17 protein-coding genes are annotated in these 14,465 nt (G+C 58.5%); 3 read left to right on the top strand and 14 right to left on the bottom strand.

Going from position 1 to position 14,465, the window contains the following annotated elements:
• Nucleotides 1-4: 4 nt before the first annotated feature.
• The 9 genes from fdx to trmJ form a co-directional block, all read right to left on the bottom strand.
• Nucleotides 5-346, bottom strand: coding sequence for an ISC system 2Fe-2S type ferredoxin (fdx, locus tag AB4O41_RS22575; RefSeq protein WP_008014719.1), 342 nt, complete (start codon nt 344-346; stop codon nt 5-7).
• Entirely contained in the window at nt 346-2,211 is a 1,866-nt protein-coding gene (gene hscA / locus AB4O41_RS22570; protein ID WP_460144756.1) for a Fe-S protein assembly chaperone HscA, read from the bottom strand. The genes fdx and hscA overlap by 1 nt, the downstream gene beginning before the upstream one ends.
• Before the next feature lie 51 nt (nt 2,212-2,262).
• A complete protein-coding gene (gene hscB / locus AB4O41_RS22565; protein ID WP_030129844.1) occupies nt 2,263-2,784 on the bottom strand; it encodes a co-chaperone HscB in 522 nt (173 codons plus the stop codon).
• Nucleotides 2,785-2,792: 8 nt separating this feature from the next.
• Nucleotides 2,793-3,116, bottom strand: coding sequence for an iron-sulfur cluster assembly protein IscA (gene iscA, locus AB4O41_RS22560; protein ID WP_007903589.1), 324 nt, complete (start codon nt 3,114-3,116; stop codon nt 2,793-2,795).
• A 34-nt stretch (nt 3,117-3,150) separates the two neighbouring features.
• Entirely contained in the window at nt 3,151-3,537 is a 387-nt protein-coding gene (iscU, locus tag AB4O41_RS22555) for a Fe-S cluster assembly scaffold IscU (protein WP_003443374.1), read from the bottom strand.
• An 85-nt stretch (nt 3,538-3,622) separates the two neighbouring features.
• The gene (locus tag AB4O41_RS22550) at nt 3,623-4,837 is read right to left on the bottom strand and encodes an IscS subfamily cysteine desulfurase (RefSeq protein ID WP_123719423.1); all 1,215 of its coding nucleotides are present in this window, start codon (nt 4,835-4,837) and stop codon (nt 3,623-3,625) included.
• A gap of 50 nt (nt 4,838-4,887) precedes the next feature.
• Nucleotides 4,888-5,379: a Fe-S cluster assembly transcriptional regulator IscR gene (iscR, locus tag AB4O41_RS22545; RefSeq protein ID WP_460144755.1), complete on the bottom strand. Its 492-nt coding sequence runs from the start codon at nt 5,377-5,379 to the stop codon at nt 4,888-4,890.
• A gap of 265 nt (nt 5,380-5,644) precedes the next feature.
• On the bottom strand, nt 5,645-6,421 hold the full coding sequence (gene cysE / locus AB4O41_RS22540) for a serine O-acetyltransferase (protein ID WP_460144754.1): 777 nt from the start codon (nt 6,419-6,421) through the stop codon (nt 5,645-5,647).
• A gap of 2 nt (nt 6,422-6,423) precedes the next feature.
• A complete protein-coding gene (trmJ, locus tag AB4O41_RS22535; protein WP_460144753.1) occupies nt 6,424-7,194 on the bottom strand; it encodes a tRNA (cytosine(32)/uridine(32)-2'-O)-methyltransferase TrmJ in 771 nt (256 codons plus the stop codon).
• Between the two features lie 306 nt (nt 7,195-7,500).
• On the opposite strand from trmJ, the gene suhB reads away from it, so the two are divergent.
• A complete protein-coding gene (gene suhB, locus AB4O41_RS22530; protein WP_123358119.1) occupies nt 7,501-8,319 on the top strand; it encodes a type III secretion system regulator SuhB in 819 nt (272 codons plus the stop codon).
• A 217-nt stretch (nt 8,320-8,536) separates the two neighbouring features.
• Here the strand turns inward: suhB and rplS are convergent, their stop codons facing one another.
• From rplS to ffh, 5 genes are all read right to left on the bottom strand, one after another.
• Nucleotides 8,537-8,887 carry a 50S ribosomal protein L19 gene (gene rplS, locus AB4O41_RS22525; RefSeq protein WP_003175895.1) on the bottom strand — a complete coding sequence of 117 codons (351 nt, stop codon included), beginning with the start codon at nt 8,885-8,887 and terminating at the stop codon, nt 8,537-8,539.
• Between the two features lie 45 nt (nt 8,888-8,932).
• Nucleotides 8,933-9,706, bottom strand: a complete 774-nt coding sequence (trmD, locus tag AB4O41_RS22520) for a tRNA (guanosine(37)-N1)-methyltransferase TrmD (RefSeq protein WP_173667518.1) — start codon at nt 9,704-9,706, stop codon at nt 8,933-8,935.
• On the bottom strand, nt 9,688-10,224 hold the full coding sequence (rimM, locus tag AB4O41_RS22515) for a ribosome maturation factor RimM (protein ID WP_460144752.1): 537 nt from the start codon (nt 10,222-10,224) through the stop codon (nt 9,688-9,690). The genes trmD and rimM overlap by 19 nt, the downstream gene beginning before the upstream one ends.
• Before the next feature lie 5 nt (nt 10,225-10,229).
• The gene (rpsP, locus tag AB4O41_RS22510; protein ID WP_003198088.1) at nt 10,230-10,481 is read right to left on the bottom strand and encodes a 30S ribosomal protein S16; all 252 of its coding nucleotides are present in this window, start codon (nt 10,479-10,481) and stop codon (nt 10,230-10,232) included.
• Between the two features lie 249 nt (nt 10,482-10,730).
• Nucleotides 10,731-12,107, bottom strand: coding sequence for a signal recognition particle protein (ffh, locus tag AB4O41_RS22505; RefSeq protein ID WP_008014733.1), 1,377 nt, complete (start codon nt 12,105-12,107; stop codon nt 10,731-10,733).
• A 210-nt stretch (nt 12,108-12,317) separates the two neighbouring features.
• Between ffh and AB4O41_RS22500 the strand changes: the two genes are divergently transcribed.
• Both AB4O41_RS22500 and AB4O41_RS22495 read left to right on the top strand, forming a co-directional pair.
• The gene (locus tag AB4O41_RS22500) at nt 12,318-13,130 is read left to right on the top strand and encodes a cytochrome C assembly family protein (RefSeq protein WP_367372835.1); all 813 of its coding nucleotides are present in this window, start codon (nt 12,318-12,320) and stop codon (nt 13,128-13,130) included.
• Between the two features lie 12 nt (nt 13,131-13,142).
• On the top strand, nt 13,143-14,384 hold the full coding sequence (locus AB4O41_RS22495; RefSeq protein WP_460144751.1) for a transporter associated domain-containing protein: 1,242 nt from the start codon (nt 13,143-13,145) through the stop codon (nt 14,382-14,384).
• Nucleotides 14,385-14,465 lie beyond the last annotated feature (81 nt).

Below are 14,465 nucleotides of genomic sequence, written 5' to 3'. Positions count from 1 at the left end.
TGAATCAGTGCGGCGCTTCGGCCGCATGGTTGAGCGAGTATTTCGGAATTTCGACGGTCAGGTCTTCAGTCCCGACGATCGCCTGACAGCCTAGACGCGATTGCGCTTCCAGACCCCAAGCCCGATCAAGAAAGTCTTCTTCCAGCTCATCCGCTTCTTCCAGCGAGTCAAAACCTTCGCGGATGATGCAGTGGCAGGTTGTGCAGGCGCAGACGCCGCCACAGGCGCTTTCCATCTCGATATGGTGTTCATGGGCCAGTTCAAGAATGGAAATACCGGGCTCAGCCTCTACAACCATGCCTTCCGGGCAGAACTTCTCGTGTGGCAGAAAAATGACCTGCGGCATCAGTTATCCTCGATTTCATTCAGGTTGCGCCCCGCCAGAGCGGATTTCACCGTCGAGTCCAGGCGGCGGGCAGCAAAGGCATCGGTCACTTGCGACAGACGTTTGGTCTGCTGCTCGATGGCGTAACCATCGGTGCCTTTCATCAATTCGGTCAGTTCCTGCATCTGCAATTCGATGACCATGCGCTCTTCGGCGTCGAGCAGGCGTTCGCCGTCAACTTCAAGAGCGCCCTGCACCGCCTCGATCAGGCGCTGGGCATCGACTTGCTGCTCACGCAATACGCGGGCGACTTTGTCGTCGTTGGCGTGCTGGAACGAATCCTTGAGCATTTTGGCGATTTCGCCGTCGGTCAGGCCGTAGGACGGTTTGACCTGGATGCTGGCTTCGACGCCCGAACCCAATTCGCGGGCCGAGACACTGAGCAGACCGTCGGCGTCGACCTGGAAGGTCACGCGAATCTTCGCCGCGCCGGCCACCATCGCCGGAATACCGCGCAATTCGAAGCGTGCCAGGGAGCGGCAGTCGCTAATCAACTCACGCTCGCCCTGCAAGACGTGGATCGCCATGGCCGACTGGCCATCTTTATAAGTGGTGAAGTCCTGGGCCCGGGCGACGGGGATGGTGGTGTTGCGCGGAATCACCTTCTCCATCAGGCCGCCCATGGTTTCCAGCCCCAGGGACAATGGAATCACGTCGAGCAACAGCAGTTCGCCGCCGTCACGCTTGTTGCCGGCCAGGGTATCGGCCTGGATCGCAGCACCGATGGCGACGACTTGATCCGGATCGATTTCAGTCAGCGGTTCGCGACCGAAGGCGTGCGCAACGGCTTCGCGGACGCGAGGCACGCGCGTCGAGCCGCCGACCATGACCACGGCGTGCACGTCTTCCAGCTCGACACCGGAATCACGTACCGCGCGGCGGCAGGCTTTCAGGCTGCGAGCAACCATCGGTTCGATCAGCGCATTGAAGGCTTCACGGGTCAACTCGGCCTTCCAGTCACCATAAGCGACTTCGACGGACAAGCAATTGGTCAGGGATTCTTTGGCCGCACACGCGGTTTGCAGCAGATTACGTTGCATACCCGGATCGAGATCGGCCGACAGACCAGCGCTCTCGATGATCCAGCCAGCAATGGCGTGGTCGAAGTCATCGCCACCCAGGGCGCTGTCGCCGCCGGTAGCCAGCACCTCGAAGACACCGCCAGTCAGACGCAGAATCGAAATATCGAAGGTGCCGCCGCCCAAGTCATAAATCGCGACCAGGCCTTCGGCGTGCTGATCCAGACCGTAAGCGACCGCGGCGGCGGTTGGCTCATTGAGCAAACGCAGCACGTTCAGACCGGCCAGCTTGGCAGCATCCTTGGTGGCCTGACGCTGAGCGTCATCGAAATAGGCCGGAACGGTGATCACCGCGCCAACCAATTCGCCACCCAAGGTCGCTTCAGCACGCTGACGCAGCACCTTGAGGATATCGGCGGAGACTTCAACCGGGCTTTTCGGGCCTTGCACCGTGTCGATGAACGGCATGTGCGACTCGCCGTCGACAAAACGATACGGCAACTGATCGCCCAATTGCTTGACGTCGGACAGACCACGACCCATCAAGCGCTTGACCGACAGCACAGTGTTCAAGGGATCGGACGCGGCGGCCAGTTTGGCCGACTCGCCGACTTCGACGCGATCGGCGTGATAGCGCACGGCAGACGGCAGGATGACCTGCCCTTGCGCGTCGGCCAGAGGCTCGGAAAGACCACTGCGCAATGCAGCGACCAGCGAATTGGTAGTGCCCAAGTCGATCCCCACAGCCAGACGACGCTGGTGCGGTTGAGGACTTTGGCCGGGTTCGGCGATCTGCAGTAGGGCCATCGTTATCAGGACTTATCTGTATATCAGGCGTGCGACCGGAGCGGCACTGGGTTAATCGTCGAGGCGCTCTTCTAACTGGCGCACTTCGTAGGTGAGCTTGTCGAGGAACTGCATGCGCCGCATCAGGCGTTCGGCCTGTTCACGTTGCGCTGCATCATCCCAACAGGCTGCGAAGCTTTCGTTCAGCTCATCCTGCGCGGTCTTCAGGCGACGCTTGAACACTGCAACACCCGCCAGATCGGCGCTGTCTTGCAGGTCTTCGAGCTCTTCACGCAATTCCATCTGCTGCAGAAGAAACTCCGGATCATGCACCGTGACCTCCAGCGGCAGCTCGCGACCGCCCATGGCGAGCAAGTAGCGCGCGCGTTTGGGGGGGCTTTTGAGCGTCTGGTAGGCCTCGTTGAGGCTCGCGGATTGCTCGAGCGCCAGCCGCTGCTCACGCTCGGAAGCGTCGGCAAAGCGGTCCGGATGAACACCGCGCGCCAACTCACGGTAGCGCGTGGCCAACTGCTCGAGATCCAGACGGAAGCTCGGCTGCAGTTCAAATAAAGCGAAATGACAAGGAGTTCCCACAAGCAGCCTCAGATGTTGAAGCTTTCGCCGCAGCCACATTCACCGCGCACGTTGGGGTTGTTGAACTTGAAGCCTTCGTTCAACCCTTCCTTGACGAAATCGAGTTCGGTGCCGTCCAGGTAAGCAAGGCTTTTCGGGTCGATGATCACTTTCTCGCCGTGACTTTCGAACACTTGATCCTCTGCCACCACCTCGTCGACAAACTCCAGCACGTAGGCAAGGCCGGAACAGCCTGTGGTGCGAACACCCAGACGAATCCCTTCACCTTTGCCGCGCCCGTTGAGGGAGCGTCGCACGTGTTGAGCAGCCGCTTCTGTCATGCTGATAGCCATCGGTGACTCCTTACTCGTCGCCAAATCTTGAAAGTCAGATCAAGCCTTTCTTCTGCTTGTAGTCGCGAACGGCCGCTTTGATAGCGTCTTCAGCAAGTACGGAGCAGTGAATTTTTACTGGCGGCAGAGCCAGTTCTTCGGCCAGCTGAGTGTTCTTGATGGTCTCTGCTTCATCCAGAGTCTTGCCTTTCATCCACTCGGTCGCCAGGGAGCTGGAGGCGATCGCCGAACCGCAGCCGTACGTCTTGAACTTGGCGTCTTCGATGATGCCTTGTTCGTTGACCTTGATCTGCAGGCGCATCACGTCGCCGCACGCCGGAGCGCCGACCATGCCGGTGCCGACATCAGGATCTTCCGCGTCCATCTTGCCGACGTTGCGCGGGTTCTCGTAGTGGTCGATGACCTTTTCGCTGTAAGCCATGATTCTTAATCCTCACTCATCAGGAGTCGCTCTTGAATCCCTGCCAATCGTGGATTAGCAGGGCCCGGTTGCGGCGACTTGAATATCAGTGCGCCGCCCACTCGATTTTCGAAATGTCGACGCCATCTTTGTACATGTCCCACAGCGGCGAGAGAGTGCGCAGCTTGGTAACGGCCTCGCAGACTTTCTGCGCGGCATAGTCGATTTCTTCTTCGGTGGTGAAACGGCCGAAGGTGAAGCGAATCGAGCTGTGTGCCAGTTCGTCGTTGCGACCCAGGGCGCGCAGTACGTACGAAGGCTCAAGCGACGCCGAGGTGCAGGCCGAACCGGACGAAACCGCCAGATCCTTGAGCGCCATGATCAGCGACTCGCCTTCAACGTAGTTGAAGCTCAGGTTCAGGTTGTGCGGTACGCGGGAGGTCATGCTGCCATTGACGTACAGCTCTTCGAGGCCTTCGACCTGCTTGAAGAAACGGTCGCTCAGGGCTTTGATGCGCACGTTCTCGGCAGCCATGTCTTCCTTGGCTACACGGAAAGCTTCGCCCATGCCAACGATCTGGTGGGTCGCCAGGGTGCCGGAGCGCATGCCACGTTCGTGACCGCCGCCATGCATGGTCGCTTCGATGCGAACACGCGGCTTGCGGCTGACGTACAGCGCGCCGATGCCTTTAGGGCCGTAGGTTTTGTGGGCAGAGAACGACATCATGTCGACTTTCAGTTTCGACAGGTCGATCTCGACCTTGCCGGTGGACTGAGCGGCGTCGACGTGGAACAGAATCCCCTTGGAGCGGGTCAGTTCGCCGATGGCTGCAATGTCGTTGATGGTGCCGATTTCGTTGTTCACGTGCATGATCGACACCAGGATGGTGTCGTCACGCAAGGCAGCTTCGACCATCTCTGGCGTGACCAGACCATCTTCACGAGGGTCGAGGTAGGTTACTTCGAAACCTTCACGCTCCAGTTGGCGCATGGTATCGAGGACAGCCTTGTGCTCAATCTTGGTGGTGATCAGGTGCTTGCCTTTGGTGGAGTAGAAATGCGCCGCACCCTTGATTGCCAGGTTGTCGGACTCGGTGGCACCGGAGGTCCAGACGATTTCACGCGGGTCGGCGTTAACCAGATCAGCGACCTGACGACGAGCGTTCTCGACGGACTCTTCAGCTTTCCAGCCGAACACGTGGGAACGGGACGCCGGGTTACCGAAGTTTCCGTCGACCAGCAGGCATTCACTCATTTTTTGCGCGACACGTGGATCAACTGGGGTCGTCGCAGAGTAATCAAGGTAAATCGGCAATTTCATGGACTATCTCCTAAATCAGGCTGGCTGGCGTGCCGCTAGCTCTTTGGCTGTCATTCGACGGCGGACGCTTCAATCTTGTCCAGGCGTGGCGCCTTGCTGTTGCAACGACGCTGGTCCTGACGCTGGGCTACTTCTTGCACCTCACGGCGAGTTACAAGGTCAGCCAAGCTGATACCGCTCAGAAATTCGTGAATCTGCAGGCTCAGATCGCACCACAAGTGGTGGGTCAGACAGGTGTCGCCGGAATGGCAATCGCCCTGGCCTTGGCATTTGGTTGCATCGACCGATTCGTTGACCGCATCGATCACCTGGGCGACCTGAATCCCCTCCATGTCGCGGGACAGCTGGTAACCACCGCCTGGACCGCGAACACTGGACACCAGATTGCTGCGGCGCAATTTGGCAAAAAGCTGCTCGAGGTAGGACAGGGAGATGCCTTGGCGCTCGGAGATATCGGCCAGGGACACCGGCCCGTGCTGCGCGTGCAACGCCAAGTCAAGCATGGCGGTCACGGCGTATCGGCCTTTTGTAGTCAGTCGCATGGACAATTACCACGGAGTTCGGAATGGGGCGAGTATGCAATTCCCGAGTATTTAAGTCAACTATAAGACCTAGTACTTTAGTCAGGTTTACCCGCAAAAGAGCGCGCATCATAGCAGGATCTACAGCGCAATGGCACACAGGTGAGCGCGCTGCCATTGTCTGAATACGACCTGTGTAGGAGCTGCCGAAGGCTGCGATCTTTTGATCTGCGCTTTTAAAAGCAAAATCAAAAGATCGCAGCCTTCGGCAGCTCCTATATGGACCTCAGCCAGTCTTGCTTTCATCCTTGTCCTTCACACAGGCGAAGTCTTCTTCGCGCAGTTCAGGCAGATCTTTCGCACAGTAATTGCTACCCAGGTCCTTCAGCGCCCCGCACATCCCTTCAAGGCGACCATCGACTGCCTGCAGATGATCGAGCAACTGGTTAATGGCTCGAGCCACCGGGTCCGGCACGTCTTCTCCGACACCGTAGGCATCGAAACCAATCTTCTCGGCCATGGCCTTGCGCTTGGCATCCTGCTCGTCATCGGATTTGACGATGATCCGCCCCGGAATCCCCACCACTGTCGCCCCGGGCGGAACCGCCTTGGTGACTACGGCATTGGAACCCACCTTGGCCCCGGCACCGACAGTGAACGGGCCGAGCACCTTGGCGCCCGCCCCGACCACCACGCCGTCTTCCAGAGTCGGGTGACGCTTGCCTTTGTTCCAGCTGGTGCCGCCAAGGGTCACGCCCTGATACAGAGTGACGTCGTTGCCAATTTCAGCGGTCTCACCAATAACGATGCCCATGCCATGGTCGATAAAGAAGCGACGACCGACCTTGGCGCCCGGATGGATCTCGATCCCGGTCAACCAGCGACCGAAGTTCGATACCAGCCGCGCCAGCCATTTCCAGCCCATGCCCCACAACGCTGACGACAGACGATGGATCCAGATGGCGTGCATGCCCGGGTAGCACGTCAGGACCTCAAAAGCATTACGCGCCGCCGGGTCACGATGGAAAACGCTCTGAATATCTTCACGCAAACGCTCGAACATTATTAATCCTTCCGCTTTAGAAGCTCGCCACGGGCCGCTTTCTGGGTTTCCGTGAGGATGCCACGCAATATATTCATTTCTGCCCGACTGACCGAGCTGCGTCCGTACAACCGGCGCAGGCGCGCCATCAAGTGCCGTGGTTTTTCCGGGTCGAGGAATTCGATGGCCACCAGCGTTTGCTCCAGGTGTTCATAGAATCGCTCCAGCTCATCCATGGTCGCCAGCTCACCACTTTTGATGGACGCCACTTCATCCTTCTCGACCTTGCTCGGCTGACCCGCTGCCGCCAACCAGGACATACGCACTTCATAGCTCAACACCTGCACCGCCGCCCCAAGGTTCAGCGAACTGAACTCAGGGTCTGATGGGATGTGCACGTGATAATGACATCGCTGCAGCTCTTCATTGGTCAGGCCGGAATCTTCACGACCAAACACCAATGCGATCTCGGCACCCTGCCCCGCCTCCTCGACCACCTTCACACCGCATTCGCGGGGATCGAGCAACGGCCACGGAATGCGACGATCGCGAGCACTGGTACCCAGTACCAGATTGCAGCCGACCAAGGCATCTTCCAGAGTGGCGACGACCTGAGCATTTTCAAGGATGTCACCGGCGCCGGACGCACGCGCATCAGCCTCGTGATGCGGGAACAACCGCGGCTCGACCAGCACCAGCCGCGACAGCCCCATGTTCTTCATGGCACGCGCAGCACCGCCGATATTTCCGGGGTGACTGGTATTGACCAGGACGACACGAATGTTTTGCAGCAAGGGAGGCGCTCTCGAACACTTTAATAGGGAGCAGAATCTTACAGTTCATCAGGGTGTCCCGCCTCAAAAATAACTGCTCACTTTTGGTGGCACTCAATGTTGGCATGCTGCGCTGCCACCTCCGCCCACAACAAGCTATGAGTCAGCGCGGCGCCTTGCCTGCCAACATAGACCACTCGTCAAAATATGAACGTATTTACGAGGCGGGACACACCGTTAAGCCATGAAAGCGAACACCGACCTTCACCTGTAGAAACTTTCTGATAGAATGCCCGGCTTTCTTTAACAACCTTAGGTGACACATCCATGCAGCCCATGCTGAATATCGCGCTGCGCGCCGCCCGCAGCGCCAGTGAATTGATTTTCCGCTCCATCGAGCGCCTGGATACCATCAAGGTCGACGAAAAAGACGCCAAGGATTACGTATCCGAGGTGGATCGCGCCGCCGAACAGAAAATCATCGACGCGCTGCGCAAGGCTTATCCTAATCACTCGATCATGGGTGAAGAAACCGGCATGCACGCCGGCAGCGGCATCGAAGGCGAAGAGTACCTGTGGATCATCGATCCACTGGACGGCACCACCAACTTCCTGCGCGGCATTCCTCACTTCGCTGTCAGCATTGCCTGCAAATACCGCGGTCGCCTGGAGCACGCTGTTGTTCTGGACCCGGTTCGCCAGGAAGAATTCACCGCCAGCCGTGGTCGCGGCGCCCAACTGAACGGTCGTCGCCTGCGCGTCAGCGGCCGCACCAGCCTGGACGGCGCCCTGCTGGGTACCGGCTTCCCGTTCCGCGACGAACAGATGGACAACCTCGACAACTACCTGGGCATGTTCCGCGCCCTGGTGGGCCAGACCGCCGGCATCCGCCGCGCTGGCGCAGCGAGCCTGGACCTGGCCTACGTGGCCGCCGGCCGTTTCGATGCGTTCTGGGAATCAGGCCTGTCCGAGTGGGACATGGCTGCAGGCGCCCTGCTGATCCAGGAAGCTGGCGGCTTGGTGAGCGACTTCACCGGCGGTCACGATTTCCTTGAGAAAGGCCACATCGTCGCCGGCAACACCAAGTGCTTCAAGGCAGTACTGACGGCGATCCAGCCGCACCTGCCAGCTTCGCTGAAGCGCTAAACGCGAAAGCACCTCAAGAAAAACGCCCCGACTTGTTCGGGGCGTTTTTTTTGCGCAGAAAAAAACCCCAACGCTGCACAACCCCTGCAGGATCGCCGCACCGCTCGCCCCCACAGGTTCCGCACCATAACGAAAAATGCCCCGCATCTTTCGATACGAGGCATTTTCTTGAAGCGCCAGCCTGAACAGGCTGGCGCTTCTGCATCGGAAGCTGGACTTAAGCCAGTTTTTCCTTGATGCGAGCTGCTTTACCGGACAGGTCACGCAGGTAGTACAGCTTGGCTTTACGTACGTCACCGCGACGTTTAACGGCCATGCTGTCGATTTGCGGGCTGTAGGTCTGGAAAGTACGCTCTACGCCAACACCGTTGGAGATTTTACGAACGGTGAAAGCACTGTTTACGCCGCGGTTACGCTTGGCGATAACTACGCCTTCGAACGCTTGCAGACGCGAACGATCGCCTTCCTTCACTTTCACCTGAACGACAATGGTGTCGCCCGGGGCAAAGGTAGGGATCTCTTTGGTCATCTGCTCTGCTTCGAGTGCAAGGATGATTTTGTTAGTCATGCTGTGCTCCTAAGGTAAATCGTCGGATCTACCATCGATACGTTGTTAACTATCGTCCCGCTCGCGGATGTATTCCTCGAGCAGCTTCTTCTCTTCTCCAGAAAGCGAGCGGCTTTCCAGAAGATCGGCGCGTCGTTCAAAGGTCCTACCAAGGGACTGCTGTAAACGCCAACGCCGGATGTGCGCGTGATTGCCACTTAGCAATACGTCGGGAACACGCTGATCCGCATACACCTCCGGTCGGGTGTAGTGCGGGCAATCCAGCAAACCATCCGTAAAGGAATCTTCCTCGGCGGAGTCCGCATGCCCTAAAGCTCCAGGCAGCAGTCGTGTAACCGCATCGATCAGGACCATCGCCGGCAGCTCGCCGCCAGACAGTACATAGTCGCCAATCGACCACTCTTCATCGACATGAGCATCAATAAAACGCTCGTCAATGCCTTCATAGCGGCCGGCAATCAGGATCAATGCATCCAGATTCGCCAACTCGCGCACCGCCGACTGAGTCAGTTGACGGCCTTGGGGGGACAGGTAAATTACCTTCGCCGCCTCCCCGGCTGCTGCCTTGGCCTGAACCAGAGCATCTTCCAGGGGCTTGATCTTCATCACCATGCCCGGACCACCGCCAAATGGGCGATCATCCACAGTGTGATGTCGATCCGTCGTGTAGTCTCGCGGATTCCAACAGGTAAGCTGCAACAGCCCCTGTTTCACCGCCCGACTGGTGATGCCGTACTCGCTGATGGCGGAGAACATCTCGGGAAACAAACTGATCACTTCTACGCGCAGGTTAGCCACGTTTAGAAGTCCGCATCCCATTCCACCTTCATCTCGCCTGCGGCAAGGTCGACAGCCAACACGCATTGCTCCGTATAGGGCAACAGGCGTTCGCGATCATCCAGGCTGCCAGCGCAAGGCTTGACCACCATTACATCATTGGCGCCGGTTTCCAGAAGATGATCGATTTTCCCGAGCAATTGCCCGAGTTGATCAATAACCTTCAAACCTTCCAGCTGGTACCAGTAGTACTCGCCGTCGGTCAATTCAGGGAACAGGTTGCGCGGCACACAGATCTCATAACCAGCCAGAAGACGCGCTTCTTCACGATCATCAAGACCCTTGAGCTTTGCGACCAGGAACTTGTCGTTCCCACGTCCGCTGACCAGCTCAACCTGCTTCACATTGCCTTCGCGCTTGAGCATCCAGGTTTTGTACTGCAACAGGTTTTCAGTCGGATCAGTAAAGGAATACACCTTCACTTCGCCGCGAACGCCATGAACAGAATAAATTTTGCCAATAACGATCAAATCATCGGCAACAGCTGGCGTCGCGCTCATATTGCTCAGGCCGCAGCCTTAGCAGATTCCTTCAACAACTGAGCAACGCGCTCAGAAGGTTGTGCACCAACGCTCAGCCAGTAGGCTACGCGCTCTTGGTTCACGGACAGACGAACTTCTTGACCACGAGCAACAGGGTTGAAGAAACCAACCTGTTCCTTGTGCGAACCGTCGCGCGGGTTGCGGCTGTCGGTTACGGTCAAGTGGTAAAACGGGCGCTTTTTGGAGCCGCCAAGGGCAAGACGGATTGTTAGCATGTGAACATCGTTCCTGTAGTCGGTGCTGCAAATCTAAAGGCACAGCGGGCATAGGTGCCCGAAAGGCCGCATATTCTAAGGAATATCCGGACTTTTGCAAATGTCTTTTTCCGGCGGCCTATCGGTCGCCATCCAGATTTGCTATAGAGCCGTCGTTAAAAACGGCCAGTCAGCTCCCGCCAAGTGCGGGTTTGCTGGAGATCCCACTTCCATGTGGGAGATGCAAGAGCAAGCCCTTGCGTGAATACTTTACATTTTCGGCATGCCGCCGCCGGGCAACATACCGCCCATGCCGCGCATCATTTTGGCCATTCCGCCTTTCGCGGAGAACTTCTTCATCATCTTCTGCATCTGCTTGTGCTGCTTGATCAAGCGACCGATGTCCTGCACCTGAGTGCCGGAACCCATGGCGATCCGGCGCTTGCGCGAACCGCTGATCAGCTCAGGGTCGCGGCGCTCGGCCGGGGTCATGGAGTTGATGATGGCTTCCATCTGCTTGAACTGCTTCTCTGCCGCGCCCTGGGCGTTGCCCATTTGCGCCAGATTCACACCACCGATGTTCGGCAGTTTGTCCATGAGGCCGCCGAGACCGCCCATGTTCTTCATCTGTTGCAGCTGATCGCGGAAGTCTTCGAGGTCGAAGCCCTTGCCCTTCTTCAGCTTCTTGGCCAGTTTATCGGCCTTGTCTTTGTCGAGGGTCTGTTCGGCCTGCTCGATCAGGCTGAGCACGTCGCCCATGCCGAGGATGCGCGAAGCAATACGCTCAGGGTGGAACGGCTCGAGCGCTTCGCTCTTCTCGCCCATACCGATGAACTTGATCGGCTTGCCAGTGATGGCACGTACCGACAGCGCGGCACCGCCACGGGCATCGCCGTCGACCTTGGTCAGGATCACACCGGTCAGCGGCAGTGCATCGCCGAAGGCCTTGGCCGTGTTGGCCGCGTCCTGGCCGGTCATGGCATCGACCACGAACAGGGTTTCGACCGGGTTGATCGCAGCGTGCAGCGCCTTGATCTCGCCCATCATCTCTTCGTCGATGTGCAGACGACCGGCGGTATCGACGATGACCACGTCGATGAATTTCAGTTTTGCTTCTTTAATAGCTGCTTGCGCGATGTCGACCGGCTTCTGACTCAGGTCGGACGGGAAGAAGGTAACGCCAACTTCACCCGCGAGCATTTCAAGCTGCTTGATCGCCGCTGGACGGTAAACGTCCGCGGACACGACCATGACCGACTTCTTCTTGCGCTCTTTAAGGAAGCGCGCGAGTTTGCCGGCGGTGGTGGTTTTACCCGCACCCTGCAAACCGGCCATCAACACGACAGCAGGGGGAACGGCGCTCAGGTTCAAGTCTTCGTTGGCCGCGCCCATCAGGCTTTCGAGTTCGGCCTGGACGATTTTCACGAAGGCCTGGCCCGGCGTCAGGCTGCGCGACACCTCGGTGCCAACAGCGCGTTCCTTGACCGAGTTGACGAAGTCTTTGACCACCGGCAAGGCGACGTCGGCTTCGAGCAACGCCATGCGCACTTCGCGCAGGGTGTCTTTGATGTTGTCTTCGGTCAGCTTGGCCTTGCCGGTGACATGGCGCAGCGTCTGCGAGAGACGGTCGGTTAAGTTTTCAAACATTGCGCGATCCTTTCAGGCCCTGTGTAGACCGGGATAATGGCGGCCCAGACCGGAATAAACATGTGCTCGGCGAGCCTGCGGCGTGGGCAGGTCGCGGATTATAGCGAAGACTGCGTCTGGCGGACACCTCGCCGTCAGGTTGCATGGTCTTTCGTGTCGTGGGGATTCTATGCCAAACTCAGCGCCTTTCGGGCTTGCCTAACAGGATTTATGCTCCCCTTGTCACCCAGTTTGCTTACCTCCCTCGCCGCCGCCTGCTTATATGCCGCTGCGACCCTCTATCAGGGCACTCGTCTGGCCACCGGCGCCAAGGCGAACAAGCGCCTGCTGGTCACGCTCGGTGTGCTGGCCGTGCTGGCCCACAGCGTCAGCCTGATCACCTATCTGCTGACACCGATCGGCCTGGCCCTGGACTTTTTCAGCGCCGCCAGCCTGATCGCCGCGGCGGTCATCGCCCTGACCCTGCTGGCCTGTTCGCGGATTCCGGTGGAAAACCTGCTGCTATTGCTGTTCCCGCTGGGCGCCGCCACCGTGCTGCTGGCACAGTTCGCCCCCGCTGGCACGGTGCAGATCATTGACGAAGAGCCAGGCATCCTCGCCCACATTCTCTTGTCGATCCTCGCTTACGGCATGTTCACCATCGCGGTGTTCCAGGCGTTGCTGCTGCTGGTTCAGGACCATCAGCTCAAACACAAGCATCCGTCCGGGCTGATCAAGAACTTCCCGCCACTGCAAACCATGGAGAGCCTGCTGTTTGGTTTTCTCTGGGCCGGCTGGAGCCTGCTGTCGTTGTCGTTGATTTCCGGCTGGTTGTTCGTCGAGAACTTGTTCGCCCAGCACCTGGTGCATAAAACCCTGCTGGCGTGCCTGGCCTGGATCGTGTTCAGCGTGCTGCTTTGGGGGCGCAACCGCCTCGGCTGGCGCGGACACAAAGCCATCCGCTGGACCCTTGCCGGTTTCTGCCTGCTGATGTTGGCGTACTTCGGCAGTAAGCTGGTCCGCGAATACATTCTGCATATCTGACGGGCGGCATTAATGGACGACTTGCCCATAGGGCCGATGCTCGCGGTGCTGGCCCTGCTGATTTTATGGTCGGGGCTGTTTACCGCCATCGAAGTTGCACATCATCACTTGCTGGCCCAGCGAACAGCCTCGCGCTCGAGCGACAAACCCGTGGCCAAGCTGAATTTCCCGCTCAGCAGCCTGATCCTCTGCAACACCCTGTGCCGCGCGCTGGTGGTGGTCATCAGCACCTTGCTGGCGATTTTCACCTGGGCGCAAAACGGTCCATGGATTGCCTGCCTCGGTGCCAGCGCGGTGCTGTTGGTGTTCGCCGACTACCTGCCGCGCACCCTTGCCGTGCGCTATCCGGATGCCGTCCTGACCCTGGGCAACACACTGCTCGGCATACCCTTGAAGATCGTCTACCCGGCGGCCTGGTTACTTAATGCCATCAGCCAACTGCTGATGCGACCATTCGCCCGCAAAATCAACGTGGTGCAGCAAAGCGAAGACGAGGCACCGGCAAATCGGCACGACGATCACGAACACGCAGCCAGTCGCCCGCATTTGCTGTCAGGTATCCACGCGCTGGATAACATCACGGTCAACGATATTCTGGTACCGCGCAGTGACGTCGACGGAATCAATCTGGACGATTCCCTCGAAGAAATCATCGAACAACTGCGCCATAACAGGCGCACCCGCCTGCCGGTATTCCACAGCGACATCAACCAGGTCGAAGCGGTGCTCAACACCCGGCAGATCCGTCATTTGCTGCCCGATTCAAGTCTGACTCTGGAAGCGCTGCTGGCAGCCAGTCACGAACCGTACTTCGTACCGGAAAGCACCCCGCTGCAGCTGCAATTGCTGAACTTCCACAAGCAGCAGCGGCGTTTGGGCATGGTGGTCGATGAGTACGGCGAAGTGCTGGGCATCGTGACCCTGGAAGACATTCTCGAAGAAATCGTCGGCGAGTTCGAAAGCCAGCACAGCCTGGACAACCCGCACATTCATCCGCTGGCCGATGGTCGCCTGGTGATCGAGGGCGCGGCATCGATTCGCGAATTGAACAAAAGCCTTGGCTGGCACCTACCCAGCGATGGTCCGAAAACCCTCAACGGGTTAGTGACCGAGGCGCTGGAAACGATCCCCGACAGCGCGGTTTGCCTGAAGATCGGGCGGTATCGGCTGGAGATTCTGGAGACGGAAGACAATCGCGTCACGCGCGTGCTGATCTGGCATACCAGTTCAGTGCCTGCCCTTTCCAAAATCTGACAGCCCCCCTGTAGCCAGGGGCTTGCCTGTGGCGAGGGAGCTTGCTCCCGCCGGACTGCGAAGCAGGCCCGATCACAGACA

The sequence above is a fragment of the Pseudomonas sp. S2_A02 genome, assembly GCF_054668495.1.
The sequence above is the reverse complement of the archived record's forward strand: the minus strand, read 5'-3'. Positions and strand labels throughout refer to the sequence as shown.

What these genes read in the sequence shown, in the direction of transcription:
- rplS (WP_003175895.1), bottom strand. Translation starts at nt 8,887, where the DNA reads ATGACTAACAAAATCATCCTTGCACTCGAAGCAGAGCAGATGACCAAA.
- rpsP (WP_003198088.1), bottom strand. Translation starts at nt 10,481, where the DNA reads ATGCTAACAATCCGTCTTGCCCTTGGCGGCTCCAAAAAGCGCCCGTTT.
- rimM (WP_460144752.1), bottom strand. Translation starts at nt 10,224, where the DNA reads ATGAGCGCGACGCCAGCTGTTGCCGATGATTTGATCGTTATTGGCAAA.
- iscU (WP_003443374.1), bottom strand. Translation starts at nt 3,537, where the DNA reads ATGGCTTACAGCGAAAAGGTCATCGACCACTACGAGAACCCGCGCAAC.
- trmD (WP_173667518.1), bottom strand. Translation starts at nt 9,706, where the DNA reads ATGGGATGCGGACTTCTAAACGTGGCTAACCTGCGCGTAGAAGTGATC.
- fdx (WP_008014719.1), bottom strand. Translation starts at nt 346, where the DNA reads ATGCCGCAGGTCATTTTTCTGCCACACGAGAAGTTCTGCCCGGAAGGC.
- AB4O41_RS22495 (WP_460144751.1), top strand. Translation starts at nt 13,143, where the DNA reads ATGGACGACTTGCCCATAGGGCCGATGCTCGCGGTGCTGGCCCTGCTG.
- hscA (WP_460144756.1), bottom strand. Translation starts at nt 2,211, where the DNA reads ATGGCCCTACTGCAGATCGCCGAACCCGGCCAAAGTCCTCAACCGCAC.
- cysE (WP_460144754.1), bottom strand. Translation starts at nt 6,421, where the DNA reads ATGTTCGAGCGTTTGCGTGAAGATATTCAGAGCGTTTTCCATCGTGAC.
- iscA (WP_007903589.1), bottom strand. Translation starts at nt 3,116, where the DNA reads ATGGCTATCAGCATGACAGAAGCGGCTGCTCAACACGTGCGACGCTCC.
- AB4O41_RS22500 (WP_367372835.1), top strand. Translation starts at nt 12,318, where the DNA reads ATGCTCCCCTTGTCACCCAGTTTGCTTACCTCCCTCGCCGCCGCCTGC.
- suhB (WP_123358119.1), top strand. Translation starts at nt 7,501, where the DNA reads ATGCAGCCCATGCTGAATATCGCGCTGCGCGCCGCCCGCAGCGCCAGT.
- ffh (WP_008014733.1), bottom strand. Translation starts at nt 12,107, where the DNA reads ATGTTTGAAAACTTAACCGACCGTCTCTCGCAGACGCTGCGCCATGTC.
- iscR (WP_460144755.1), bottom strand. Translation starts at nt 5,379, where the DNA reads ATGCGACTGACTACAAAAGGCCGATACGCCGTGACCGCCATGCTTGAC.
- AB4O41_RS22550 (WP_123719423.1), bottom strand. Translation starts at nt 4,837, where the DNA reads ATGAAATTGCCGATTTACCTTGATTACTCTGCGACGACCCCAGTTGAT.